Origin of the sequence: Burkholderia sp. KCJ3K979 (genome assembly GCF_016759955.1) — a bacterium.
Taxonomy (GTDB): domain Bacteria; phylum Pseudomonadota; class Gammaproteobacteria; order Burkholderiales; family Burkholderiaceae; genus Burkholderia; species Burkholderia orbicola.
Map to the genome: position 1 here is coordinate 1 of NZ_JACFYV010000057.1, position 25,921 is coordinate 25,921.

Genomic DNA, 25,921 nt, shown 5'->3' on the forward strand with positions numbered 1-25,921 from the left:
CCAGCCGGTCCAGGGCCGGCGTACCGGTTCGCCTTCGAAGCGCGTCGCCTTGCGATGCTTCGAGATCGAATAGACGGCCGGATGGCCGTCGACGTGCCCGAACACCGGGTGGCCGACCGTCGGCTCGCCGAACTGCGCGGAGAACGCGACATGCTGCTCGTGCGTGAGGAATTGTTCGCGGAAGAAGATCACGCGCCATTTCAGCAGCGCGGCGCGGATCGCCGCGATCTGCGGCGTGGTCAACGGTTGCGTGAGGTCGACGCCGCGGATTTCCGCACCGATGTGGGCGGACAGCGGGATCACGTCGACCGGCTGGGCGGCGGGTTCGAGTAGGGCGCTCATGCGACGCTCCTGGCGGAAGTGAACGAGGGAGACGGGCGACATCGTGGCGCGTGCACGCGTCGATCCGGTGGTGCGAGGTTCATGGCGGGTGTCCTCCAGAGAGGCGCGCGACGGCGCGCGGAAAAGAGCGCCGCCGCGTGACGTGGGTACGTCGACGTTATTGCAGCGTGGCGCCCGGCCCCTTGAGCAGGACGCTCTGGCGGCCGTCGATGCCGACCGGCACGTCGCCGTGAACGGTCGCGCGGCGCACGACGCGGCGCGCATCGCCGTAGTCGTTGATCGCGTAGTGCTGGGTCGCGCGGTTGTCCCAGATCGCGACGTCGCCTTCCTGCCAGTTCCAGCGCACGGTGTTCTCGAGGCGCGTCACGTGTTCGTGCAGCACCTGCAGCAGGTGCGCGGAATCCTGCGACGACAGCCCCTTGATCTTTTGCACGAAGTGCCCGAGCACGAGCGTGCGTTCGCCGGTTTCCGGATGCACGCGCACGACCGGATGCTCGGTTTCGTAGACGGTCGACGTGAATACTTCGCGGTAGCGCTTCAGTTGCGTATCGTCGGCGTGCACGTGCGTCGACGCATAGTCGTACGCGTTCGTATGCAGCGCCCACAGCGTGTCGGCGAGCGCGCGCAGCGGGTCGGGCAGATTCGCGTACGCGGCGGCCGTGTTGGCCCACACGGTATCGCCGCCGAACGGCGGGATCACGACCGCGCGCAGGATCGAGATCTTCGGGTACGCGTCGACGAAGGTCACGTCGGTGTGCCACGAATTGGCGCGTGCGCCGTGCGCGGAATCGAGTTCGAGCAGGGCAGCGCTGCCGTCGACGGACGGCACGGTCGGGTGCGCGACCGTGTCGCCGAAGCGGCGGGCGAAGGCTTCCTGCGCGGTGTCGTCGAGATGGTGCTGGCCGCGGAAGAACAACACCTTGTGGCGCAGCAGCGCGGCGTGGACCGCATCGAACGTCGCGTCGTCGAGCGTGGCCGACAGCCGCACGCCGGAAATTTCGGCGCCGATCCGGCCGGCGACCTGACGAAGCTGAAGCGGGACGGTGGCCGTGCGCGGCGCGGCGTGCGAAGCAGGCGAGGGCGAGTGAGCGGCGTGCTGGACATCGGACATCGGGAGTCTCCTGGGAGTCGGGTCGGTCGAGTCTCCATTCAAGCAGGCGCCGCACAGAACCGGAACCGATGAATCGTCACAACCTTAGTGTGCGCGCTGCGATGAACGATATGTGTCGTGATGCTGAACGATTCGATACGTCATGCGCCTACCAGGCGAGCCGCCATTCGCCGATCCGGTGCGGGCGCGCCGCGTCGAGGTGCTTGCCGCCTGAACCGTCGTCGCCCGGCGGCTCGCTGTCGTCGAAATCGGCGAGCACGGTGTCGCGCAAGCGCGCGAATGCCGGCGAATCGTGCCGGCGCGGGCGCGGCAGCGCGACGTCGACGATGCGCGCGATGCGGCCCGGACGCGGCGCCATCGTGACGACGCGGTCGCCGAGATAGACGGCTTCGTCGACGTCGTGCGTGACCAGGATCATCGTGATGCGCTCCTGTTCCCAGATGCGCAGCAGTTCGTTCTGCATCTTCGCGCGGGTTTGCGCGTCGAGCGCGCCGAACGGTTCGTCGAGCAGCAGCACGCGCGGCCGGTTCACGAGTCCGCGCGCGATCGCGACGCGCTGTGCCATCCCGCCCGACAACTGGTTCGGAAACGCGTGCTCGAAGCCGTTGAGCCCGACGAGCGCGATGTGCTCCGCGATCGCGCGCCGTTTCGCGGCGGCGTCCAGCGGCGCGTTGCGCAGCGCGGCGCCGATGTTCTGTTCGACGGTCAGCCACGGGAACAGCCGGTGATCCTGGAACACGATGCCGCGCTGCAGCGACGTGTCGCGCACGCGCTCGCCGCCGGCGTGGATTTCGCCGGTGTAATCGGTGTCGAGCCCGGCGACGAGCCGCAGCAGCGTCGACTTGCCGCAGCCGCTGGCGCCGACGATCGTGACGAATTCGCTGGCGCGCACGTGCAGCGACACGTCGTCGAGCACGGCGAGCGCCGCGCCGCGTTGCGCGTAGTGCTTGCTTACATGGAGGATGTCGAGCGAATCGGAGGCGAGAGTCGTCATGGCGGTCAGGAGAAGGGAGCGATACGGAAGGAACGGGCGCCTCAGCGCGCGAGGTCGCCGCGCCGGGCCAGCACCTTGCGCTCGATCGCCCGCGCGGTCGCGTTCAGTGCCCAGCCGGTCACGCCGACGACGATGATCCCGAACAGCACGAGATCCATCCGGAACTGCTCGCTGCCGTCGATCAGCGTGTTGCCGATCCCGCTGCCGGCGACGAGCAGGTATTCCGCGCCGAGCGTCGCGAGCCACGAATAGATCAGGCCGAGATACAGGCCGGTGAAGATCGACGGCAGCGCGGCCGGCAGGATCACGTAGCGGATCAGCTGAAGCCGCGAGTAGCGCAGCGCGCGGGCGACGTCGACGTACGTGCGCGGCACCGCGTGAATGCCGTCGCAGGTATGGGCGGCGACCGGCAGCAGCGCGGCGAGCGACAGGAACACGACCTTCGCGACGTCGCCGAGCCCGAACCACACGGAAATCAGCGGAATCCACGCGAACAGCGAGATCTGCTTGAACGTGTCGAAGCTCGGCCCGACCATCCGCGCGGCGACGCGCGACAGCCCGAGCACGGCGCCGAGCAACAGCCCGCCCGTCGCGCCGATCGCGAACCCGCACGCTTCGCGCGCGAGCGATGCCGACAACGCACGGCCGAGCGCGCCGCTCGTGGCCTGCGCCCACGCGGTGTGCAGCACGTCGGCGGGGCTGACGAATAGCCCGCTTTTCACGAGGTGCGCGGAAGCGAGGGCCCACCAGCACGCAAGTGCGGCGAGCGGCAGCACGAAGCCGCGCCAGTCCGGTGCATGCAGGCGGCGGGCGGGCGTGGCGGGCGGTGTGAGTGACGGTGTAGCGGCATGCGACACGGGCGACTCTCCTTCGATGGGGCGGGCGGCCCGGTTCAGCCGCGAAACGCGGACGGCACGCCGCGGCGCAAGCGCGCTTCGAGTGCGTCGAGCGCCCGGTTGATCAGCAGGCCGACCGCGCCGACCACGACCACGGCCGCCATCACGAGATCGAGCTGGAACAGTTGCCGCCCGTACACGATCAGGTAGCCGAGCCCTTCGGACGACGCGACGAGTTCGACCACGACGAGCGCGAGCCACGACTTCGTGAACGCGAGCCGCACGCCGGTTGCGAGCGTCGGGATCGCGGCCGGCAGCACGACGTGGACAATGCGTTGCCGGCGCGTGTAGCCGAATCCGCGCGCGACTTCGTCGAGGGCGGGCGGCGTCTGGCGGAACCCCTGCAACGTGCTCAGCGTGACCGGGACGAGCGCCGCATGCGCGATCAGCAGGTACTTGAGCGGCTCGCCGACGCCGACGAGCAGCAGCAGGAACGGCAGCCAGCCGAGCACCGGAATCTGCACGAGCGCATTGAAACTCGGCAGCACGTAGGCTTCCAGCGTGCGCGACAGCCCGAGCGCGACGCCGATCGACACCCCGAGCAGCGTGCCGGCCGCGAAGCCGACGAGCACGCGCTGCAGGCTGATCAGCGTCTGGCGCACGAGATCGCCGCTCGACGCGAGCTCGGCCAGCGTGTCGACCACGCGTTCCGGCGGCGGCAGGATTTGCGGTGCGATCCAGCCGCGCGCGCTGCCGACGCTCCACAGCGCGAACAGCAGCGCGGGCAGCACCCACGGCGCGAGCTGCCACGCGAGCCGTTTCAGCGCGGCCGAGCGGCGCGGCGGCACGGCGAGCGCGTGCGAGTCGGACGACGGGACGGAAAACGCGGTGTCGCTCATCGGGGCGGGTCCGGTCAGGTATCAGGTGAGGGGCTTGCCGGCGGCGTCGTAACGCGGCCAGTAGTTTTCGAGCTTCAACGTGCGCAATGCGTTGTCGAGATACTTCGGCTCGAACCAGCCGTCGACGTCGACCGGCTGGCGGATCAGCTTGAGGTTCAGCGCATCCTGGGCGACGGCCTTGTAGCGGGCGACGACGAACGGATCGATCAGCGGGGACAGGCGTTCCTTCAGGCGCTGGTTCGCATAGTCGGCCTGCCACGACGAATACGGCACGCCGCTTTTCGCCCACAGCTTGAACAGCGCATCGCGGTTCGCCTCGTCGGACGACCATTGCGCGCCCTTCACGAACGCGGTGACGACGCGCTGCACGATGTCCGGGTGCGCGCGGTCGAAATCGTCGAGCACGAGCAGGTGGGTCTGGCGCGTCAGTTGCGGGCCGTCGTTCTGCGATTCGTAGATGATCTTCGCGAGGCCCGCGTCGCGCAGCTTGTAGAGCGCGTAATCGCCCACCGACGCGTCGATGCCTTTCGATGCGAGCGCGGCGAGCGAACTGGCGGCGTCGAGGTTGATCACGCGCAGGTCGCGTTCGCCGAGGCCGTTCTTCGCGAGCGCGTTGTCGGCGACGAGCTGCAGGTTGGTGCCGCGGAAGATCGACACGCGGCGGTCCTTCAGGTCCTTGATCGAGCGGATCGTCGAGTCGGGCGGCACCGCGATCTTGATGCCCGAGCGCACGCTCGCGGCGAGCAGCAGGCGGGTCTTGATCCCGTTCGAGCGCGCGAGCACGGCGGGCAGGTCGCCCTGGTACGCGAAGTCGAGCGCCTTGTTGGCGATCGCCTCGTTGACGGCCGGGCCCGCACCCTTGAAGAACAGCCATTTCACCTTGATGCCGTCGGCGGCGAATTCCTTTTCGACGAGCTGCTGCAACTGCACGGTGGCGGCGCTCGATCCGCCGAACGTCGGGGGATCGCCGGCGCCTTGCTGGGCGACGCCGATGCGGATGGTGGCGGGCTTGTCGGCGTGCGCGGCGGCGGCCGGCAACGCAAAAAGGGACGCGATCAGCAGCGATCGCAGCAGGCGCAGTGGGAGCATGAATCGATGGATCCGGAACGTTGGAGAACGAGGCCGGGCCGCAGCCCGTCGGGTCATTCTCGATGACGCCCCGGGGCCGGACAAGCAACGATTTGAACTATGCTTATCGCCGCGCGGGGGATCGCGGGAGGGTGCGGGCGCGCCGCAGGAGCACGAGCAGCGCGGTTGCCGTGACGGCAGGCCCGATCTGCGGCAGCGTCAGCCACGGATTCAGAAACTCGTACATCGGCAGCGCCCACATGACGGCGACGACGCATTGCTCGCCGCGCCGCCAGCCGTACTGTGCGCCGATGGCGATCATGCACGCGATCGGGATGCACAGCCACGACAGTTCGTAGTGCCAGACATACGGATTGGCGGCCAGCGTCGCGACGACCAGTACCGCACCGCGCAACCGTGCGTCCCGGCTGCGGCGCCAGACGCAGCACGCCGCCGCGAGCGCGATCGCCGCGATGACGGCCTGGCCGGCGTACGCGAGGGCGGGCGACAGGCCGGCAAGCCGAAACGCCGCGAACGGCGTCGGCGACGCGAACCAGAACGGCACGCCATGCTCGATGATCAGCGAACGCAGCGCGCCGGCGTTTTGCAGGAACAGGCGCAGCGGTTCCATGCCGCCCGCCGCGATTCCCAGTGCGGTGATCGCGGTCGCCCATGCCGCGGCCCACGCGAACGCGCGCCACGCACGCGCGGCAATCAGCACGAACGGGAACAGCAGGGCCAGTTGCGGCTTGACCGACAGGAGTCCGATACAGAGGCCGGCCAGCAGCGGCCGCCGGTCGACGAAATACGCCGCGAGCGCCGCGCACGCCGCGGTCAGCATCGCGTTCTGTCCGTACATCGCAGTGACGAACACGCCCGGGCAGGCGAGCAGCGCGAGCCAGCCGATGCGCGTCGCGCCGGGCACCGCGCCGAACCCCGACACGCGCCACACCGCGAGGCCGAGCAGCACGATGCCGAGTACGACGAACACCGGATAGCTGATCGCGTAGGGCAGCAGCGCGAGCGGTGTCACCGCGAGCAGATACGACGGCGGGTACAGCCACGGCAGGAACGCATGGCGGCCGGCCAACGGGAACAGCGTGGCGAGTTCGCGCGAGAACGCGGGGATGTCGTAGGCCAGCCACGGCGAGCCGTGGAGCATCAGATGGGACGCGGACCAGAACACCATGTACCCCGAGCCGGGGCGAAACGTGCCGGGGTCGGTCGAGTGAAAGCCGACCCAGAGCAGTATCGCGCCCAGCAGCGCACCGATCACCAGCATGACCGCGCTGTAAAGCGCGATGCGTCCGGGCGTGAGCCAGGGGCGGATGGTGCGTTCGTCGCGCCGTATCGACGAGCCGGAAATATCCATGCGGTGCTACTTGACCGACAGATTGCGCGACGCCTGCGCGCCCGCCACGACCGTCTGCCGGCGCCGGGCCGTCGCGATGCGCCGGACCGGAAACTGCAGCAGTTTCGAGCCGTCCGCTGGCGCGTGCCGCGCGGGCTGCTGGCCGGCCTGCGCGTCGGCCCGGTAGCGGCGCCGCACGAGGTAGACCGGGCGCTGCTTCGATTCGTGATAGATGCGGCCGAGGTATTCGCCGATCACGCCGATGCCGATCAACTGGATGCCGCCGACGAACAGCATGACGGAGATCAGCGACGCGTAGCCGTGCACCGGGTTGCCGAACAGCAGCGTGCGCATCACGATGTACGCGCCGTAGACGAACGACAGCGCGGCGAACGCGAGGCCGATGTAGGTCCACACGCGCAACGGCACCGTGCTGAAACTCGTGATGCCCTCGAGCGCGAAGTTCCAGCGCCGCCATCCGGAGAATTTCGAGCGGCCGCCGCTGCGCGCCGCGCGCGTGTATTCGATGATCTCGGTGCGGTAGCCGACCCACGCGAACAGGCCTTTCATGAAACGGCGCCGTTCGGGCAGTGCCCGCAACGCATCGACGACCTGGCGATCCATCAGCCGGAAATCGCCGACGTTCTCCGGCATCTCGACCTCGGAGAGCTGGTTGTGCACGCGGTAGTAGAGCGCGGCGGCCACGCGCTGCATCAGCGGATCGCACCGGCGGTCGGTGCGCTTCGCGGCGACGACTTCGGCGCCCGCGTGCCAGCGTTCGAGCATCGCGGGGATCAGGGCCGGCGGGTCCTGCAGGTCGGCGTCGATCAGGATCACGGCCGCGCCGGCCGCTTCGTCGATGCCGGCCGTGAGCGCGGCTTCCTTGCCGAAGCGCCGCGTGAGATCGACGATGCGCACGCGCGAATCGGCGACCGCGATGTCGATCAGCTTGTCGAGCGTGCCGTCGCGGCTGCCGTCGTTCACGCAAACGATTTCGAAGCGAGCGGTGCCGATCGCTTCCAGTATCGGAACGGTGGTCGCGAAGAACGCATCGATCGCTTCTGCTTCGTCGTGAAACGGCACGACGAGCGATACCAACGGCTTCAGGGTGTGCCTGGACATACGTCCCCCGTGAGATCCGGTCTGCGCCGCATCGTCTGGTCCTGTCGTCGCCGGGTGTGCGAAAACGGGTCCGGATCGGCGCGCATGTTGTGTTTGTAATGGCCTCGGCGGCCTGCCGCGAGCCCGGCGGCGAGCCGTCAGATCATTCTACGCACGAATGACACGCAGGTGACAGCGCGCCCGGGTTTGTTCGGGGGCGGGTTTCCGCGATGCAGCGGCTCGCCGGGGAGCGCTGCGGCGCCGGTTACGCGTGCATCCGCAACGGTTAGCATGTCGTCGGTAATGACGATGACGGAGACGGTCATGCAAGTCCAGGATCTGACAGGCGCGCGGCTGGATTACTGGGTCGCGATCGCGGAAGGCCACGAGGCGCCGTGTGCCGACGCGTCCGGATGCACGTCGATTCGCGCGGCGGGCGGCGTGCCGACGCCGTTCGCGCCGTCGTCGTCCTGGGCGGACGGCGGCCCGATCGTCGAGCGGCTGCCGTTCGCCGCGTTCGAGCGCGAGGGCGGGCGGGGCGCCTGGCGTGCGATGCTGCACCGCGCCGTACCGGCCGCGGGCGAGCGCTGCACGTTCAACCACGCGGGGCCGACGTTGCTGGTCGCCGCGATGCGCACGCTCGTCGCGTCGACCTTTGGCGACGACGTGCCGGATCTCGATATGACGCGGCCGCGCTGAACGCGCCCCGCGCCCCGCCTGGCCCCGCTCAGGCCGACACGTCCCGGATGGCGATCGACGCGACGTCGACGCGGCGCGGCAGGATCGCATCCGCGGCCGCGCGATCGGCGACACGCTGCAGCACGTCGATGTCGGCGCCGCTGAGGCTGCGCTGCGCGAGCGCGGCCCGGCGCGCGATGTCGGTGGCCGCGTCGGGCGGCAGGCGCGTGAGCGACGCATAGACGCTCGCGTAGTCGGACGGGTGCGCGAGTGCCCATTGACCGGCGCGGGCGAGCCGCGCGAGCACGTCCGCGAGCGCCGCGCGCTTGCCGCGGTCGTCGAGCGTTTCGACCGGCGACGTCAGGAACGTAAGCCCCGAATTGATGCCGCTGCCGTCGCGGACGATGCGCGCGCCGCGTCGCACCGCATGCCCGTAGTACGGATCGAAGGTGGCCCAGATGCCGATCCGCTTCGCCTCGAATGCGGCGAACGCGTCGACCGGCAGCACGAAGCGCACGTCGACGTCGCGCGGTGCGAGCCCGTGTTCGCGCAGCGCGCCGTACAACTGATACTGCGAGATGCTGCCGCGCGCCGACGACACGACGACGGTTTGTCCTTTCAGGTCGGCCACCGTGCGGACCGGCGAGTCCGGCTGCACGACGATGCCGAGCGACGCCGGCGAGCCGACGCGCGTCGCGACGATCCGCAACGACGGATCGCCGAGCGCGGCCGTCAGCACGGGCAGGTCGCCGGCCGGTGCGAGATCGATCGCGCCTGCGCGCTGCGCTTCGAACAGCGGCGCGGCGCCCTGGAAGTTGGCCCAGCGGAACCGGTACGGCGCGCCGTCGAGCACGCGTGCCGCTTCGGCCAGCGCCCGCAGGCCGCCGGCCTGGTCGCCGAGGACGAGCGTGACGCCCGACAGGTCGGTGCCGGCCGCGCGGGCGGGCAGTGCGAGGCCGCCGGCGAGCGGCGCGGCGGCGAGCGCGGCAAGGCGCTGCAGCGCGCGGCGGCGCGCGGGGGCGGAAGAGTGGGTCATCGGCGGCGTGTCCTCGGTGATCCGCGCGGGCCGCGCGGCTGCCGGGCAGATTACGGAATCGGTTTCCGGCCGGCAAACATCGAATCCTGAAATGCATATTCGCGCGGCGGCCGCCGGGGTGGCCGGTGTCGACCCGATGCTCGGGTCGGTCATGTCGCTGTCGGGGCTGCTCGCACTCGCACTCGCACTCGAGCGGCACGCGCGACGCGGCCCGTCGCATCAACCCTTGTTCGATCCGTCAGCCTTCAAGCGCATCGCGATCGACTTGCGCGTCGTGCAGGTCGCGCGTGGCGTTGCGCAGCTTCGCCTGCTTGTCGGCGAGCTTGCGTTGCGCGTCGTTCAGCTTCCTTGCATCGCCGCGCGCTTCGGCTTCGTGGACACGCGCCTGTGCGTGGCGGACTTCGTCTTCCGCGTTGCGCAGGTCGCGCGCCTTGTCGGCGAGCTTGCGTTCGGCGCGCGCGAGCTGGCCGGCATCCGTGCAGTTCGCCTGGATTCGTTCAAGCGCGGCTTGCTGACGCATCGCCTGTTGCGTGTTGCCGAACCGTTTCGCGTTGTCGATCTGCGTGTGCAGCGCGCGGATGCGCGTTGCGCAGTCCTGAGTGCCGGCGAATGCGCCGGTGCTCGCGAATAGCGCGACCGGGATGGCCAGCGCGATGAGTGTATGTTTCATGCGATTTCCTCGATTCGATCAAGCGGCCACGGGCGGTCGCGATACGACGCTCGGCGGCACGGGTTCGAGGCGTCATTCTGACGAGTCGGTGCGACGCGGGTAAATAGGACCGGTCTGACATGCAGCGGCCGAGCGGGCCCTTCCGGCCCGGGTGCGGCGCCGGTCAGTGCGACTTGGCCGCGCCGCGATGGATGCGTGCCGCCTGCGCGACGCGCGCCGGATGCGACGCATGGCAATGAGTGGCCGGTCTGCGGCGCTTGCGCCGGGTGGGGTCGGGCGGATCGGTGCCAGCCACCGCGGTGTTCGTTGCGTCCGCATCGGCCCCGGAAGCGGCAACGGCAGCGACCGCCGCGACCGCCGGCAACCTTGCCTCGGCGTCGAGCCATGCGCGCGTCGCGTCGGCGATCAGCCCGCGCAGCCACCGACCGCCTTCCGCGCACGATCCCGATTCGTTCCACGTCATCCGGTACGCGATGTCCGGCGGCTCGACCGGCAGCGCGACCGCGGCGAGCGGCAGCAGCTTCGCATAGTGCCGCGCGAGCCGGTACGTGGTGGTGAGGATCAGGTCGGTGCGCACCAGCGCATGCGCGGCGAGCTCGAAGTGCGGCAGCGTGACGACGATGCGCCGTTGCAGGCCCACGCGTTCGAGTTGCCGGTCGATCGCGCCGGACGCTTCGAGCCACGACGGCGTCGGGCACAGTTGCGGCGCCGCCGCGAACCCGGCGGCCGTCATCGCGCCGCGCCGCGCGAGCGGGTGCGTCGCGCGCATCAGGCATACGACGCGGTCGTCGAACAGGTCGTCCTGGCGGAAGCGCGACCGGCGCACGGGCCGGTTGTCGATCACGACGTCGAGGTCGCCGTCGGCCAGCGCGCGCTCGTCGTCGAACCCGTCGCCGAGCGGATGGAACACCAGTTGCGCGTGCGGCGCACGCTCGCGAAACAGCGCGACTAGCTTCGGCACGAACAGGACATTCAGGTAGTCGGGGCAGCCGATCCGGTAGGTGCGTACCGACGTGCGCGCGTCGAACGTCGGCTGCTGGATGCGGATGAAGTCGATCACGCGCAGCGCGTTGCGCAGCGGCTCGATCAACCGCGCGCCGAATTCGGTCGGCACCATCCCGTAGCGGCTGCGTACCAGCAGCGGATCGCCGAGCAGCGTGCGCAGGCGCTTGAGCGCGGCGCTCGTCGCCGGCTGCGACATGTTCAGGCGCACGGCCGCACGCGACACGGTGCGCTCGGTCAGCAGCACGAGCAGGATGCGCATCAGCCGTGCATCGAGCACGTCGAGCGCGCCCGCGGCATCGAACGTGCCGCGGGGCAGGGCGGTTGGATCTAGCGGGGCCCGCATGACGATACGCGTCCCGACGATACGAGGCGACCGCGCGATGCGGCCGCCGGCCGGCGACCCGTCATTTTGCGAACGGCCAGCCAACGATCCGCTTCGGGCGCGGCGGCGCGTACGTGCGGACCTTCGACGTCTTCAGCTTCAGGCGCACCAGCGATTCGGCGAGCACGACCGCGGCCGATACGCCGTCGACGACCGGCACGCCGGTGCATTCCTCGATCTGCCGGTCGAGGCCGGCCATCCCGCCGCAGCCGAGGCAGATCACTTCCGCGTGATCGTCCTTCACCGCGCGCTGCGCCTGGCCGACGATCGATTCGATCGCGCGGGCCGGATTCTCCTCGAGTTCGAGCACCGCGAGGCCGCTCGCACGCACCGACGCACAGCGCGCATCGAGCCCGGCGAGCTTCAGGCGATCCTCGATCAGCGGCACCGTGCGGTCGAGCGTCGTGACGACCGAGTAGCGATGGCCGAGCAGCATCGCGACGCTCGCGGCCGCTTCGGTGATGTCGACGACGGGCACCGTCAGCAGTTCCTGCAGCCCTTCGCGGCCATGCTCGCCATAGCCGGCCTGGATCACCGCATCGTACGGTTCGTCGTAGCTCAACACGCGATCCATTACGGCGATCGCCGCGAGGTAGCTCTCGAAGTTGCCTTCGACCGACTCTGCGCCGAAGCGCGGCGTCAGCCCGACGATCTCCGTGCCCGGCGATGCGGCGGCCTGCGCCTGCGCGGCGATCGCGTCGGTGATCGACTCGGTGGTGTTGACGTTGACTACCAGGATTCTCATCGGCGACTCCGTATGCGTGTGTGTCAGTGTCGCGCGCAGGCGACCGCGATGTGCTCGCCCGAGCGCGCTTCGTAGATCCGTTTGCGATCGGCCAGCAGCCAGTACACGCTGCCCGCGATCGCCGCGCCGAGCAGCCACGAGAACGGCGTCATCGCGCTGAAGGCCGGCACGACGGCGAGCGTGATCGAGATCAGCGCGGACGGCACGAGTGCCGCGAGCGCCTTGCGGTTGACGCCGCGCGTGTAGAAGTAGGCGCCGCTCGGCGCTTCGGTGTAGAGATCGGGCACGTTCACGCGCTGCTTGCGCACGAGCCAGTAGTCGACCGTGATGATCCCGTACAGCGGGCCGAGCAGCGCGCCGAGGCCGGACAGGAAATAGACGATCACGATCGGGCTGTTGTACAGGTTCCACGGCAGGATCAGCACGGCGATCGTCGCGCTGATCAGGCCTGCGCGGCGGAACGACAGGCGATGCGGCGCGAGGCTCGTCAGCACGAAGGCCGGCGCGACGAAGTTCGCCATGATGTTCACGGCCACCGTCACGATCAGGAAGGCGAGGCAGCCGAGCACGAGGAACAGCTTGTTCGGCACCGTCGCGATGATTTCCGTCGGGCTGTGGATGATGTGGCCGTTCAGCTTGAACTGCGCGCCGGCGAGCACGAAGCTGATCGTCGCGAATACGAGGATGTTGACCGGCAGCCCCCAGAAGTTGCCGACGCGCACCGTCTTCGGGCTCGGCGACGAGCGGGCGAAATCGCAGAAGTTGAGCACCAGCGTGCCGTAGATCGCGAGCCACAGCGAGCCGCCCGCGAAGATTTCCGTCCACATCTTCAGGCCAGTCATCGGCTTGCCGATCGACATCGCGAGGTGGCCGCCGGTGCGGCTGAACATCCATGCGGCGAGCGACAGCGTCGTGACGAGGATCACCGGGCCGGCGAGCCCCTCGTACTTGCGGACCATTTCCATCCCGTACGTGAGGATGCCGATCTGCACCAGCCAGATCGCGACGAACGTGATCCAGCCGAGCGTCGACAGCCCGAAGATCGCATTCTGGTCGAACGCGGCGAGGCCCGGCCAGATCGCGGTGAGCAGCACGCGCAGCACGACGGACGCGAGATAGGTCTGGATGCCGAACCATGCGATCGCGATCACCGCGCGGATCATCGCGGGCAGCATCGCGCCGTAGATGCCGAAGCTCATCCGGCTGATCACCGGGAACGGCACGCCGGTTTTCTGGCCCATGTAGCCGGTGAGGTTCATGAAGCCGTACACGAGCACCGCGCCGATCGCGAGCGACGCGAGCATCTGCCAGCCCGACAGGCCGAGCGCGAACAGCCCGATCGCGAACGAGTAGTTCGCGATGTTGTGCACGTCGTTGGTCCATAGCGCAAAGATGCTGTAGCGGCCCCAGGTCCGGCCTTCGGCCTGGGTCGGCGCGAGATCGGGGTTGTGCAGCCGCGGGCTCAGCGCGGGATCGCGGGCGGCCGGGTCGGTTCGATGCGATGCGTCGTCCGCGCCGAGCCCGAGGCCCGCGCGGTGAATGGCTTCCAGTTGCACGCCGTTGTCTCCTTCCATGTGCGGGGCGCGAAACCGACCGCGTGTCGTACGCGGCGCGGGCCGGGCCCCGGTGGACGTTATGTCTCGGATTTCTTCGCGAGTATGGGCGGCGGCTACCACGATGGGAAATTAAATATTCGGCTGGGCGTCATTTGAAAAATGAATGAATCGCGTCGGGCCGCGGCGGCGGGGGAACGGCATGCAAATTGCGAGTGAACGGGTTCCATCCACATCGACATCAGCGGAGGTGTCATGCAGCGATATTCCATTCGTCACGTATCGCGAGCCGTCTTCGCCGGCATCCTGATCGCGGGCCTGGCGGCAGGCGCGGGTTGCCAGAAGAAGGGCGACAACGGCGCGGCCAGTTCAGATTCGAGCGCAGCGAGCGGCATGTCGGCCGCGCCTTCGACCGCACCGTCGGGCACGCCGAGCAGTGGGGCGGACGCCGGCGCGAGCCTGCCGGGCGCGGCCTCCGCGCCGAGCGGCGCGAGCGGCGGCTGACCGACGGCGGATAGCCGGGGCGGACGGTGCGTCAGCGCGCCGTTCGCCGCTGAGGTGCGGTGCCAACCGGCACGCGCGCCGGACGGCGTGCGCGCGGCCGTGCGCATGAAAGATTTGCAAGGACCGTTGTAGCGATTTCCGGCCCGGCGGCGACGGCGTGACGCCGGCGTCCGCCGGCCGGGCAAGGAGGTGCGATGCAGAACGCGGAATCGAACCCTACCCCGGAAAAGCAGCGGGAACAGATCGAGAAGAGCCCGGTGAAGACGCCGGCGGCCGGCGATATGCCCGACGCGGCGACCCAGGCGGCGCAAGTGGCGCGGCGTCCGCTGACGCCGGAGGCGGTCGCCGGCAAAATGCCGACCGGCCTGCCGGAGATCGACGTCGGCGCGCATGCGGTCGACAGCGGCGACCCGGTACGTCGGGCCGCCGGCCGGATCGTCACGCTCGACAACGCGAACATGGCGATGACCGACAACACGGTCGACGTCGACGGCAAGGGCATGGAGGCGCGCACCGGCGCGTCGGAACTGCAGGACAACGTGATCTATTCGAACGCGTCGCTCGACGAAGCGGTCGATACGCCCGACGAAGGGCTCGGCGGGATCGAGAGCCGGCCGTCCGGCAACATGCCGCAGATCGCGACGCGGCCGGGCTGGCGGGTGCGTCATGTCGGTGACGTCGATATCGAGCATGGCGACAGCACGCGTGCCGAGCACGTGATCTGCCTCGAACGGTCCGACGACTGATAGCGGCCGCTGATACCGGCATTCGAGGTAGTCGACGCGCGGCGGCCGGCGCACATCGCGCCGGCCGCCGCGATCGTTTCGGGCCCTTGCTGCGTTACTGCGGCCCCAGCTCCTGCGCGGACGTATCGGCGTTGTTGCCCTGCGCGACCAGCACGTGGATGTCGTTCGGCGTCACGTCGCCGACGCCGCCGGACGGAATCGTCAGGAGCAGCCAGTCCGCGTTGTTGCCGATGCTGACCGGCGCGGTCTTGAGGATCGGCGACTTGCTGCCGGCCGTCGTGACGACCACCTGGTACGTGCCGCCGTTCAGGTAGACCGAATCCTGCGTCGTTGCCGGTACGGCGTTCTGGTAGGCGGCGCCCGCCATCGTCGGGCTGACCGTCGTGATGTCGGTGCCCGGCGGCACGACGTACACGTCGACGTTCTGCGCATTCGGCGATGCGTTGAAGCTGCGCACGCGCGCCTTGTCCGACAGCAGGCCCTTGTCGTACGGATCGTCGATGACGGAGATCAGCGACGTCGTGCTCGGCAGCGCGATCGTCGTGTAGTGGTGACCGTTCGCGGCGCTGAACGCCTGGGACGCGACGGTCGCGGTCGTGCCCGACACGTCGTAGCTCGCGGTCTGCGTGCCTGAATCGACGTCGTGATAGCGCGTCACGCCCTTGTAGGCGACGCCCGACTGGTCGACCTTCCCGTTCAGGTAGTAGTCGAGGTTCGGGCCGGCCGGCACCGCGTTGATGAAGCGCGCCTGCGGCTTCGAAATACCGAGTACGGTGCCGGCGTCGTCGCCGCCGCCGCACGCCGCGAGTACGGAAATGACCGAGCACAGGGCCACTATCGTTCGTATTGATTTCATGTTGTCCTCTCGTTCAGGGAACCTGCATTGCGATGCAGAACCGCCGCGTGACGGATCGCGCGGGGCGCAGCGCCGGTTGGAAGGCAGATGGCTGTCCGCCGGATGGCGGGCGCGGGGATGTCGCAAGCGGTGTGCCTGTGCGAGGAAAAAACGGCGAACGGCGGGGGAAGCGCGCACGCGCCGGTGTGGCGGCGTGCGCGGGATGACGCGAGGAGCGGGAGCAGACCGCGCGAACCGGCGCGGTTGTAAAAAAGCAGCGTTGCGCGCGCGGCGCGATACGTCAGCGGTTCACGAGCCGGGCCGGATACGCGAGCGCGAGTGCGCAGCCGACCAGCATGCACGCGGCGAACCCATACAGACCGGCGCTTTGCGAATGGAACGTATCGCGCAGCCAGCCGATGAAATAGGTGCTGCCGAACCCGCCGAGGTTCGCGATCGAGCATGCGAACGCGATGCCGCCGGCGGCGGCCGAGCCCTTCAGGAACGTCGACGGCAGCGCCCACACGACCGGCATCGCGGCGGCCGCGCCGGCGTTGATCAGCGAGAACAGCAGCACCGTGCCGAGCGTGCCGTGCGACGAGGAAGCCGCGATCGCCAGCGCGACGGCCGACACCATGAACGGCACGACGATATGCCAGCGGCGTTCGCGTGCGCGGTCGGAGCTGGCGCCGCAGTACAGCGTGGCGAGTACCGCGGCGGCGTTCGGAATCACCATCAGCCAGCCGATCTGATATGCGTCCTTCACGCCGGTGTCGCGCAGGATCGTCGGCAGCCAGAAGCTCACCGCATACAGGCCGAGCAGCACGCACAGGTCGATCAGGCCGAGCGCCCACACCTTCGGATCGGAGAACGCCTTGCCGAGCGCGTGGCTCTTGTTGCCGGACGGATCGGCGTCGAGATTCGCGCGCAGCACCCGCTTCTCGTCGGCGTTCAGCCAGCGCGTGGATTCGATGCCGTTGGGCAGCCAGCGCAGCACCGCGAAGCCGAGCAGCACCGACGGCAGCGCTTCGAGCAGGAACAGCCACTGCCAGCCGCCGAGCCCGTGCGCGCCGTCGAATGCACGCATGATCCAGCCGGAAATCGGGCTGCCGATCATGCTCGACAGCGGCAGGCCCACCATGAACAGCGCGACGATCCGCGCGCGACGTGCATCGGGATACCACTGCGTCAGGTACAGCAGCACGCCCGGCAGGAAACCGGCTTCGGCGGCGCCGAGCAGGAAGCGCACGACGTAGAACTGCATCGGCGTGTGCACGAACATCGTCGCGCCCGACAGCAGGCCCCACGTGATCATGATCCGCGCGATCCACAGCTTCGCGCCGACGCGTTGCAGCACCAGATTGCTCGGGACTTCGAACAGGATGTAGCCGGCGAAGAACAGCCCGGCGCCGAGGCCGTACACGGTGTCGCTGAACTTCAGCGCATCGAGCATCTGGAGCTTCGCGAGACCGATGTTGATGCGGTCGAGATAGGCCGCGAAGTAACACAGGCAGAAGAGGGTGATGAGGCGCAGCGTGACCTTGCGATAGAGAGGGCCGTGGGGCGCGTCGTCGGGGGAAACGGCGGCGCTCGGGTGTGCGGTAGACATGGGACTGCCCCTGTTCGAGTGTGACGGATGAATGGGTGGCTCGATCGTCGCGAGCGGGACGTTCCGCTGCGCACTGGAGTCTGTATATCACGTCAAATACGTAGCGTACACACTAGAAAATACCGAAGCGCACAGGCACGTATACGGCCATCTTAAGGCAAGCGTTTGCATGACAAATGTCCGTGTCAGCAAAGGGGTTTTCGATGATATGGAGTGTGCGCTGAAAAGACGGACGCACAGGCGATGGCATGCACGAATTTCGTGCGTATGCACTCAAAATTGAAGTGTGTGCGCGAAAGCTGGCGGCGGCGCTCGCATGCCCAGGCGGTAGCCGCCGCGACGGTGCGCGGCTGGCCGGCACGCCGCCGTGACGGGCTGGCGATCCGCTAGGACCAGACGAGCCTCAAGCGCCACTCGCACGCGATTCCGCGAATCCTGATGCACCGCAATGACGCGACCGGCCGGCCGCCGGCCACGCCGATTTGAGGGTGTACACTGCTTGTCTTTCATTTGCATGCAGGCAAGGGCCTGCACTCTCATGGCGTCTTCCAAGGATTCGTACGATTTTCACGACCAGGTCGGGCATCTGCTGCGCCGCGCGTATCAGCGGCACGTTTCGATTTTCCAGGAGGCGATTCCCGATTCGGATCTCACGGCCGCGCAGTTCGTGACGCTGTGCGCGGTCAAGGAGCGGCAGGCGTGTTCGCTGAACGACATCGTCAAGGCGACCGCGATCGATCAGGCGACGATTCGCGGCGTCGTCGAGCGGCTGAAGACGCGCGCGCTGATCGAGGTGTTGCCCGACCCGAACGACGGCCGCAAGCTGATCGTGCGCGCGACCGCGGCCGGCCTCGCGCTGATCGACCGCACGGTGCCGTTCGCGCGGCAGGTGACCGAGCGCACGTACGGCGCGCTCAATCCCGGCGAGCGGGTCGCACTGCAGTTCCTGCTGCGCAAGATGATGGAAGAAGACGGCGATGCCTGACGGGTGGCGCGCGGCCCAGATCCATCTATGTCGTGACGGGCGCTGCCGCGTCGGCGCGCATCAGCCGGCCGGCCTCGCGTAGCCCGGCGCGCACGGTTTCCGGCGTAAACGGCGGCGCATAGAACCGCACGCCGGTCGCATCGAACAGCGCATTCGCGACCGCGGCCGGCCCGGGCACCGATGCCGATTCGCCCGCCCCGAGCGGCGGTTCGCCTTGCCTCGGCATCAATACGACGTCGACGTCCGGCACTTCCGCGAACGTCAGGATCGGATAACTCGCCCATTCGCGCGACGCGACCTTGCCGTCCGCGAACCGCACGCGCTCCTTCAGCGTGCGGCTCAATACCTGGATCACGTTGCCGTGGATCTGGTGGCGCACGCCATCCGGGTTGATCATCGTGCCCGTGTCCTGTCCGACCGTCACGCGCTCGATGCGGATCTCGCCCGACACGCGATCGACGCTCAGGTCGACGATCCAGGCCGACCACGCCGCGCCGAAACCGGGGAAGCGGCTGTGCACGTAGCGCGCATACGCGATCCCGCGGCCGCGCACGAGCCGCGCTTCGTCGCGTTCGTCGCGTTCGTCGCGTTCGTCGCGTTCGTCGAGCGGGCGCGGCACGCGCGGCGTCCACCCTGCGCGCTCGGCCACCGCCTGCAGCAATTCGATCGCACGCGTGTCCTGCAGATGGCGAATGCGGAACGCGAGCGGATCGACGCCGGTCAGCGCCGCGCATTCGTCGACGAACGCATCGTGCGCGAACGAGTTCGGCAATGCCGACACGCCGCGCAGCCACGACGCCCGCACGAGCGGCGCGAGATCCTCGCAGACGAAGCGACGATGCGGGCTCGCATACGGCGACACGGCCGTGCGGTCGCCCATTTCGAACACGCGCGGCGCGGGCGCGAGCGCGCCGGTCAGCAGCGCCGCGAGCAGCGGCGCGTCGTTCGACGGATAGCGCGTCGTGAAGTCGTAGCCGAGCAGGCGGCCGTCGCGCGTGACGGTGCCCGTCACCTGCATCGACTGGCCCGCGCCTTTTGGTTCCCACAGATGTTCGTCCGCGCGCGACAACTGCACGCGCACCGGGCGGCCGACCGCGCGCGACAGCAGCAGCGCGTCGCCGCACACGTCGTCCGCGCCGTTGCGGCCGTAGCAGCCGGCCGCTTCCATCCGCACGACGTCGATATCGGCCTCATCGCGCGCGACGAGCGTCGCGAGGTCGTAGCGCAGCGATACGGGGTTCTGCGTGCCGGACCACACGGTGATTCGGCCGTCGCCCGGCGCGCGGTAGTCGGCGAGCGCGCACGACGGGCCGATCGAGCCGTGCATCTGGAACGGCCACGCATAGGTGCGCGACAGCGTGAGCGTGTCCGGTTCCGTTCGCGCGGCGTCGACGTCGCCTTCGTCGAGCAGCACGCGGCGGGTGGCCGGCGCGGCGGCGATCGCGGCGGCCGGCGCGTCGAGCGGTGGCAGCGCGGGAAGCGGCCGCCACGTCACGCGCAACTGGCGCGCGGCGCGGATCGCGTGTTCCTCGCGCTCGGCGACCACCCCGACGAAATCGCCGAGCGTGACGACGGCCACGAGCCCCGGTACGTCGGCCACCGATGCGCGATCGACGTCCATCAGCGACGTGCCGACGAACGGGCCGCTGTCGTGGCCCGCATACGGCGGCCGGACGACGCGGCCGTGCAGCATGCCCGGCACGCGCATGTCGTGCACGAACGTGAGCTGGCCGGTCGCCTTCGCGGGCAGGTCGACGCGCGGCGACGCGCGGCCGACGATCCGGTAGTGCGCGGGGTCCTTCGTGCGGGTGTTCAGGTCGAGCGTCAGCGCGATCCGCCGCGCGGCGACGAGCGCGGCGAACGTGACCGCCTGTCCATCGGCTGAAATCGATCCATCGTCGATGTTCAGCCGCTCCACATCGACGCCGAACCGCTCGGCGGCGAGCGCCAGCAGCGCGTGACGGGCCTGCGCGGCCGCGCAGCGCAGCGGCGCGGCGGAAATCTGGATCGTCGCGCTGGCGATCGTCGGGCCCTGGTTCGGTGTCGCGGCCGTGTCGCCGAGCACCATCGTGACGCGCGCGGCCGGCACGTCGAGTTCCTCGGCGACGATCTGCGCGAGCGACGTGCGAATGCCGGTGCCGAGATCGACGTGTCCGTTGAACGCGAGGATGCGGCCGTCGTCGAGAATCGCGACGAACACTTCCGGCAGCGCCGGCACGTAGGACGACAGGCTGCCCGGCTGGCCGGGCGCCGGCTTCACGGGCGGCGCGGGCGGCCGGATCACGGTCAGGCAGCCGGTACGCGCGAGCAGTTCGGAGCGGTTCACGGGGGAGGGATCCTGTCGAGGAAGGGGCGGTCGGCGCCCGGTCGCGACGAATGCGGCGTGCGGGCAGCGCGCGGCGCACGCGAGACGGCGGGTGGCCGCGGCGCATGCGGTCAATCTAGGTCGCCAAAACCGCAGCGTCAATTGCGCGCGGGTGCAGGCGTAGCCAGCGCTCACGCCGCCCGAACCGCCCGAACCGCCCGAACCGCCGGAGCCACCCGTGCGACGCGGCAGTTCAGCGTGCCTGCACGGCATCGATCGCCGCGATCGCATCGTCGAGCGGCATCACGGCCGCATATTTCTGCTGCATGTCGAACAGGTTCGCGTCGTGCGGCGCGATCGCGCGATCGCCGACGCAATCGGCGAGCACGAGCGGGCGGAACCCGTGCGACATCGCGTCGACGACGCTCGCGCGCACGCAGCCGCTCGTCACGGCGCCCGCGACGAGCAGCGTCTGCACCGCGCGCTGCGCGAGCCACGGCGCGAGTTGCGTGCCGAAGAACGCGGACGGCACGGTCTTGCGCACGACGAGTTCGCCCGGCGCCGGCGTGAGCTCGGGCACGATCGCGCTGTTCGGATGATGCTCGGTCAGCGTCGCCATGCCGGGCACCTTCAGCGAGAACACGTTGTCGTCGCTGCCGTCGTCCGCATACACGATGCGGCTGTGCGCGACCGGCCAGCCGCGTTGGCGGGCGAGCGCGAGCGCCTTCGTCGTGCGCGCGATCGCCGGCGCGATGTTGCCGCCGCCGAACGTCGCGGGATCGGCGAAGCCGACCACGAAATCGACGATCAGCAGTCCAATGTTGCCGTGCGGCGGCAGCGGCGTGCCGAAACCCTGCTGGCGATACACGCTCGCTTCGGCGTGACGGGAAAGATCGTTCATGGTGTCGGGGGCTCGGCGGTCAGGCGGGTTGATCGGTCACGCGGCCTTCGCGCACGACGGTCTCGCCGTCGAGCTCGACCGTGCAGCGGCGCAGCGGGATGTCGATATGACAGGTGGTCGTGCGGCTGCCGCCGCCTTCGTTGTTCGGGCCGAGCGAGAACAGGAAGTTGCCCTCGAACGCGCGCGCGTCCATCCCGATCGTCGCCTCGCGGTCGTACAGCCCGAGCGTCGACCAGCGCGCGCGCGGCTGCAGCCCCCAGCCGATATGCGAGATCGCATAGCCTTCGGGGTCGGCGAACGTTTCCATGTAGTCGCGCAGCAGGTCGGCGTCGACGCCGCCTTCGATGCGCGTTGCATACCCGCCTTCGACGGTCAGCGCGATCGGCTCGCGCACGTAGTGCTTCTGCGGCAGCAGGATGTCGCCGCGGTCGATCACGATCGTGCCGCGCGCGGTGCGATCGTTCGGATAGGTCAGCGCGAAGCCGCTCGGCCAGTGGTCCCAGCGGCCCGGCGCGTCGACGAAGCCGTATTCGGCGGTCGGCGGAAATTCGCCGAGCGGGCACACGAGCGCGGTGCCGGCCGCCGAGCTCACGCGCATCTCGCGGGCCGCGGCGATTTTCTTCGACGCGGCGAGCACGCGCGTGCGGTCGGCCAGGGTCGGCACCATTCGCACCAGCACTTCGGGCGGCTCGACCGCGAGCAGGATCTTCGTGCCGGACTTCAGGATGTCGTGCTGTTCGGGCGAGAACAGCAGCGTCATCAGGTCGAGCACGAGGTCGCTCTCGCGCAGCGCGGCGATCGCGGCCTTGTTGCCGGTCAGCGGCGTCGTGCCGAGATAGGCGAGCGGGTCGCGGCTGAACGCCTTGTCGCCGTTGACGGGCGGCAGGTCGAGCCGGTTGACGATCGCGCCCAGCGATTGCGTCGCGATCAGCGCGCACGACAGCGTCTGCGGATGGGTGGCCGCGCTCGTCAGGATCGTGACGGTCTGGCCCGGTTCGAGGCGCGACAGCGTGAGGACCTGCTTCCACGCGTCGATCAGTTGGGTATCGCTGACTGGCATCGTCGGCTCCGGTAAAGGCGTGAAGGAAAGGGCGGGCGCCGCGCTCAGGCCGCGAGCGGCGCGCCGAGGAAGTCGCCGAACGCCGCGTAGAAGCCCGCCGCGTTGTCCCACGGGATCATGTGGCCGGCGTCGGGCACGCGCACGTGCCGCATCGTCGGCGTCGCGCGCTGCAGCTCGGCGACGTCGTCGTCGCGCACCACGTCGCCGCGCTCGGCGGTGATCAGCAGCGACGGCACCGCCAGGTGCGCGGCATCCGCGTGGAAATCGTCGGTATGGAAGCCTTCGTACGACGTGCGCACCGCGCGTTCGTCGCAGGTATGCAGCCATTCGGCGCGCAACCGCAGCTCGGCATCGGTCCAGGTCGGGCAGAACGCGCGCATGCCTTCGGCGTCCGTGCCGGCGCGCGCGAGCGCCATCGAGTCGATGTACCACGGCAACTTGCCCGGATAGTCGCGGCGGTTCGGGCCCGACACGGGCGGATCGACCAGCACGACGGAGGCGAGCCCGCGGATGCCGCGCCGGGCCGCGCGCGCGGCGATGCGCGCGCCCATCGAATGGCCGACGAGGCTCGTGCGCGGCAAATCGAGCGCGGCGACGAGCGCCGCGACGTCGTCCGCCTGCGCATCGAGGCTGTAGTCGAGCGACGGCGACGCGTCCGACAGCCCGCGGCCGCGCACGTCGAGCACGTAGGTGTCGAACGCCGCGCCGAATACTTCGCCGACGAAGCCCCACGTGATCGCGGGGCTCGTGATGCCGGGAATCAGCACGATCGCCGGGCGCGACGCGCGTGCGCCGGTCGCGCCGCCGTAGCGCAGATAATGCTGGCGGATGCCGTTGGCGCGGACGTTCGCGCCGTACAGGAAAGTCGAGGACATGGGATGGCTCCGAAGTAGCGGCGGCGCTCAGTACGCGCCGGACAGCAGTGCGCCGGCGCCCGGCACGACCGGTTCGAGATCGAGTTCGCGCAGCATCGCGTAGGTGGTCGCGATCGCCGCGGTGATCACCGGCTTGCCCGTCATCGCCTCGACCTTCGCGACGGCCGGCAGCGACGGCATCTGCACGCATGCGGACAGCACGATCGCATCGGCGTCCTGGTACGGCAGCGTCTTCACGATGTCGGGCAGGCGCGCCGGATCGTGGCGGCCGACGTCGAGGTTGTCGGGGATCTCCAGCGCGCGGTACGCGAGCACGTCGAAGCCTTCGTTGCGGATGTAGTCGACCACCAGCTCGGTGAGCGGCAGCATGTACGGCGCGACGACGACGATGCGCTTCGCACCGATCACCTTCAGCGCGTCGACGAGCGCGCCCGCGCTCGTCAGCACCGGCGCCTGCGCACCGTTGTCGGCCGTGTGCTTCGTGAGGCGCGCCTGCGACACGCGGTGATAACCGTGACCCATCGCCATGATCGCGACGAGGCACGCGTAGCCGAGCACGTCGACGCGCGCATCGCTCAGTTCCACCGCGCAGCGGTCGGATTCGGCATCCATCGCCGCGAGTTCTTCCTTGACGACCTTCTTCATCCGCATCCGGCTCGAGTGATACGTGAAGCGCTCGGGCCGGATCGCTTCGCGCAGCCGCAGCATCGCCGGGATCTCGGTCTCCATCGTCGTGTTGGAACTCGGCACGATCTGGCCGATGCGGTAGGTCTTGCTCATGACGGGAGGCTCCGTGTCGGTAAGGAGGGGGCGGCACGCTGGCGCGGGATCGCCGGATGTTGGGCAAAGTCTAGTGTGTACATTTGAAAATGGCAATGGATCAAAATTACGTCCGCCATGGGTGGATTGTTGGTGTGTATGGATTTCAGGAGATTTATTGGTGCTTTCCCGGAGACGTCGGCATCGGTCAATAATCTGCTTGTCCTGAATAAATTGAGTGTGTACGCTAAATAAACGCCATTCAATCCGCTCGCCCTGGCGCCGCGTTCGGCAATGGGCCCACGATCAGGAGATCCGCATGAGCAAACCCCGTATCGCAATCATCGGCGCCGGTCTCGGCGGCACGGCCGCTGCCGCGCTGCTGCAGCGCGGCGGTTACGACGTCGCGCTGTACGAGCAGGCGCCCGCGTTCTCGCGTCTCGGCGCGGGCATCCATCTCGGCCCGAACGTGATGAAGATCATGCGGCGCATCGGCTGCGAGGACGCGCTGGAAACGATGGGTTCGCATCCGGATTTCTGGTACAGCCGCGACTGGCGCACGGCCGACGTGCTGTCGCGGATTCCGCTCGGCGACTACGCGCGCAAGGCCTACGGCGCGAGCTACCTGACCGTGCATCGCGGCGATTTCCATGCGCTGATGACGCAGGCGGTGACGCCCGGCACGATCCGCTTCGGCAAGAAGCTCGCGGCGGTGGAGGACACGGGCAGCGACGTGCGCCTCACATTTACCGACGGCAGCATCGAGACGGCCGATATCGCGATCGGCGCGGACGGCGTGAATTCGCGGCTGCGCGAGCACCTGCTCGGTGCGGAACCGCCGCGCTACACCGGTTATGTCGCGCACCGCGCGGTGTTCCCGGCCGCGCTGCTCGGCAACAAGCCGTACGACATGTGCGTGAAGTGGTGGTCGGAGGATCGCCACATGATGGTCTACTACGTGACCGAGAAGCGCGACGAGTACTACTACGTGACGGGCGTGCCGCAGGCCGAATGGCCGGAGGGCGTGTCGATGGTCGACAGCAGCCGCGACGAGATGCGCGAAGCGTTCGCCGGTTTCCACTCTGACATCCAGCATCTGATCGACGTGTCGCCGTCGATCACCAAATGGCCGCTGCTCGAACGCGATCCGCTGCCGTTGTGGAGCCGCGGCCGGCTCGTGCTGCTCGGCGACGCGTGCCATCCGATGAAGCCGCACATGGCGCAGGGCGCCGCGATGGCGATCGAGGATGCCGCGATGCTCGCGCGCTGTCTCGACGAAGTCGGCGTCGGCGATTACGCGGGCGCGTTCGCGCTGTACGAGGCGAACCGCGCGGCACGCGCGTCGAAGGTGCAGCTCGTGTCGCACAACAATACGTGGCTGCGCACCAACGAGGACCCGTCGTGGGTATTCGGTTACGACGTGTTCGACGTGCCGCTCGAAGCGCCGTTGCGCAGCAGTGTGGCGGCCGTGGCCTGACGCGCGGCGCCCGCGCCGGCCGGCGCTTTGCGTCCGTTTTGCAGCCGCTGCGCCGGCGCGGGAATCGATGCGCGGCAACGCGCATTTCGGCGTG

At 69.1% G+C, this 25,921-nt stretch carries 25 protein-coding genes; 4 read left to right on the forward strand and 21 right to left on the reverse strand.

Features of this window, described 5'->3' with window-relative positions:
* The 8 genes from H3O04_RS15050 to H3O04_RS15085 all read right to left on the reverse strand — a co-directional run.
* Positions 1-342, reverse strand: a 342-nt coding sequence (locus H3O04_RS15050) for a TauD/TfdA dioxygenase family protein (RefSeq protein WP_202587966.1), incomplete at its 3' end; no start/stop codon positions are given.
* Between the two features lie 157 nt (positions 343-499).
* A complete protein-coding gene (locus H3O04_RS15055) occupies positions 500-1,453 on the reverse strand; it encodes a TauD/TfdA dioxygenase family protein (RefSeq protein WP_006479273.1) in 954 nt (317 codons plus the stop codon).
* Positions 1,454-1,601: 148 nt separating this feature from the next.
* Complete coding sequence (locus H3O04_RS15060) at positions 1,602-2,447, reverse strand: ABC transporter ATP-binding protein (RefSeq protein ID WP_202587967.1); 846 nt, start codon at positions 2,445-2,447, stop codon at positions 1,602-1,604.
* Between the two features lie 41 nt (positions 2,448-2,488).
* On the reverse strand, positions 2,489-3,304 hold the full coding sequence (locus H3O04_RS15065; RefSeq protein ID WP_124591546.1) for an ABC transporter permease: 816 nt from the start codon (positions 3,302-3,304) through the stop codon (positions 2,489-2,491).
* A gap of 35 nt (positions 3,305-3,339) precedes the next feature.
* A complete protein-coding gene (locus H3O04_RS15070; RefSeq protein WP_202587968.1) occupies positions 3,340-4,182 on the reverse strand; it encodes an ABC transporter permease in 843 nt (280 codons plus the stop codon).
* Between the two features lie 21 nt (positions 4,183-4,203).
* Positions 4,204-5,271, reverse strand: a complete 1,068-nt coding sequence (locus H3O04_RS15075; RefSeq protein ID WP_202587969.1) for an ABC transporter substrate-binding protein — start codon at positions 5,269-5,271, stop codon at positions 4,204-4,206.
* 103 nt (positions 5,272-5,374) lie between these two features.
* Positions 5,375-6,622 (reverse strand): glycosyltransferase family 87 protein, encoded by a 1,248-nt coding sequence (locus tag H3O04_RS15080; RefSeq protein WP_202587970.1) that lies wholly within the window; start codon positions 6,620-6,622, stop codon positions 5,375-5,377.
* Between the two features lie 6 nt (positions 6,623-6,628).
* A complete protein-coding gene (locus tag H3O04_RS15085; protein WP_077179708.1) occupies positions 6,629-7,723 on the reverse strand; it encodes a glycosyltransferase family 2 protein in 1,095 nt (364 codons plus the stop codon).
* 303 nt (positions 7,724-8,026) lie between these two features.
* On the opposite strand from H3O04_RS15085, the gene H3O04_RS15090 reads away from it, so the two are divergent.
* Complete coding sequence (locus tag H3O04_RS15090; protein WP_006479267.1) at positions 8,027-8,401, forward strand: phage protein NinX family protein; 375 nt, start codon at positions 8,027-8,029, stop codon at positions 8,399-8,401.
* Between the two features lie 28 nt (positions 8,402-8,429).
* Here H3O04_RS15090 and H3O04_RS15095 read toward each other — a convergent pair whose 3' ends face one another.
* The 6 genes from H3O04_RS15095 to H3O04_RS15120 all read right to left on the reverse strand — a co-directional run bounded on the left by H3O04_RS15095 (position 8,430) and on the right by H3O04_RS15120 (position 14,382).
* Positions 8,430-9,416: an ABC transporter substrate-binding protein gene (locus H3O04_RS15095; RefSeq protein ID WP_202587971.1), complete on the reverse strand. Its 987-nt coding sequence runs from the start codon at positions 9,414-9,416 to the stop codon at positions 8,430-8,432.
* Positions 9,417-9,654: 238 nt separating this feature from the next.
* Positions 9,655-10,086: a DUF1090 family protein gene (locus H3O04_RS15100; protein ID WP_202587972.1), complete on the reverse strand. Its 432-nt coding sequence runs from the start codon at positions 10,084-10,086 to the stop codon at positions 9,655-9,657.
* A 163-nt stretch (positions 10,087-10,249) separates the two neighbouring features.
* Positions 10,250-11,434 (reverse strand): LysR family transcriptional regulator, encoded by a 1,185-nt coding sequence (locus tag H3O04_RS15105; protein WP_006479265.1) that lies wholly within the window; start codon positions 11,432-11,434, stop codon positions 10,250-10,252.
* A 61-nt stretch (positions 11,435-11,495) separates the two neighbouring features.
* Complete coding sequence (locus H3O04_RS15110) at positions 11,496-12,218, reverse strand: aspartate/glutamate racemase family protein (RefSeq protein ID WP_012338429.1); 723 nt, start codon at positions 12,216-12,218, stop codon at positions 11,496-11,498.
* 23 nt (positions 12,219-12,241) lie between these two features.
* Positions 12,242-13,792 (reverse strand): NCS1 family nucleobase:cation symporter-1, encoded by a 1,551-nt coding sequence (locus tag H3O04_RS15115; RefSeq protein WP_027808055.1) that lies wholly within the window; start codon positions 13,790-13,792, stop codon positions 12,242-12,244.
* 254 nt (positions 13,793-14,046) lie between these two features.
* Positions 14,047-14,382 (reverse strand): hypothetical protein, encoded by a 336-nt coding sequence (locus H3O04_RS15120; protein WP_202587976.1) that lies wholly within the window; start codon positions 14,380-14,382, stop codon positions 14,047-14,049.
* Between the two features lie 87 nt (positions 14,383-14,469).
* Between H3O04_RS15120 and H3O04_RS15125 the strand changes: the two genes are divergently transcribed.
* A complete protein-coding gene (locus H3O04_RS15125) occupies positions 14,470-15,021 on the forward strand; it encodes a DUF3005 domain-containing protein (protein ID WP_006479262.1) in 552 nt (183 codons plus the stop codon).
* A gap of 94 nt (positions 15,022-15,115) precedes the next feature.
* On the opposite strand, the gene H3O04_RS15130 is transcribed toward H3O04_RS15125, so the two are convergent.
* A complete protein-coding gene (locus H3O04_RS15130) occupies positions 15,116-15,877 on the reverse strand; it encodes a DUF4397 domain-containing protein (protein ID WP_006479261.1) in 762 nt (253 codons plus the stop codon).
* 280 nt (positions 15,878-16,157) lie between these two features.
* Entirely contained in the window at positions 16,158-17,465 is a 1,308-nt protein-coding gene (locus H3O04_RS15135; RefSeq protein ID WP_006479260.1) for an MFS transporter, read from the reverse strand.
* Positions 17,466-18,003: 538 nt separating this feature from the next.
* Here H3O04_RS15135 and H3O04_RS15140 point away from each other — a divergent pair.
* The gene (locus H3O04_RS15140) at positions 18,004-18,450 is read left to right on the forward strand and encodes a MarR family winged helix-turn-helix transcriptional regulator (RefSeq protein WP_006491051.1); all 447 of its coding nucleotides are present in this window, start codon (positions 18,004-18,006) and stop codon (positions 18,448-18,450) included.
* A 25-nt stretch (positions 18,451-18,475) separates the two neighbouring features.
* Here H3O04_RS15140 and H3O04_RS15145 read toward each other — a convergent pair whose 3' ends face one another.
* From H3O04_RS15145 to H3O04_RS15165, 5 genes are all read right to left on the reverse strand, one after another.
* Entirely contained in the window at positions 18,476-20,776 is a 2,301-nt protein-coding gene (locus H3O04_RS15145) for a molybdopterin cofactor-binding domain-containing protein (RefSeq protein WP_202587973.1), read from the reverse strand.
* Between the two features lie 232 nt (positions 20,777-21,008).
* On the reverse strand, positions 21,009-21,656 hold the full coding sequence (locus tag H3O04_RS15150) for an isochorismatase family protein (RefSeq protein ID WP_006479257.1): 648 nt from the start codon (positions 21,654-21,656) through the stop codon (positions 21,009-21,011).
* A 19-nt stretch (positions 21,657-21,675) separates the two neighbouring features.
* Entirely contained in the window at positions 21,676-22,716 is a 1,041-nt protein-coding gene (locus tag H3O04_RS15155; protein ID WP_027808050.1) for a 2,5-dihydroxypyridine 5,6-dioxygenase, read from the reverse strand.
* Between the two features lie 44 nt (positions 22,717-22,760).
* A complete protein-coding gene (locus tag H3O04_RS15160; protein ID WP_124478255.1) occupies positions 22,761-23,591 on the reverse strand; it encodes an alpha/beta fold hydrolase in 831 nt (276 codons plus the stop codon).
* A 27-nt stretch (positions 23,592-23,618) separates the two neighbouring features.
* Positions 23,619-24,371, reverse strand: a complete 753-nt coding sequence (locus tag H3O04_RS15165) for a maleate cis-trans isomerase family protein (protein WP_006483547.1) — start codon at positions 24,369-24,371, stop codon at positions 23,619-23,621.
* A 298-nt stretch (positions 24,372-24,669) separates the two neighbouring features.
* Between H3O04_RS15165 and H3O04_RS15170 the strand changes: the two genes are divergently transcribed.
* On the forward strand, positions 24,670-25,827 hold the full coding sequence (locus H3O04_RS15170; protein ID WP_202587974.1) for an FAD-dependent monooxygenase: 1,158 nt from the start codon (positions 24,670-24,672) through the stop codon (positions 25,825-25,827).
* Positions 25,828-25,921 lie beyond the last annotated feature (94 nt).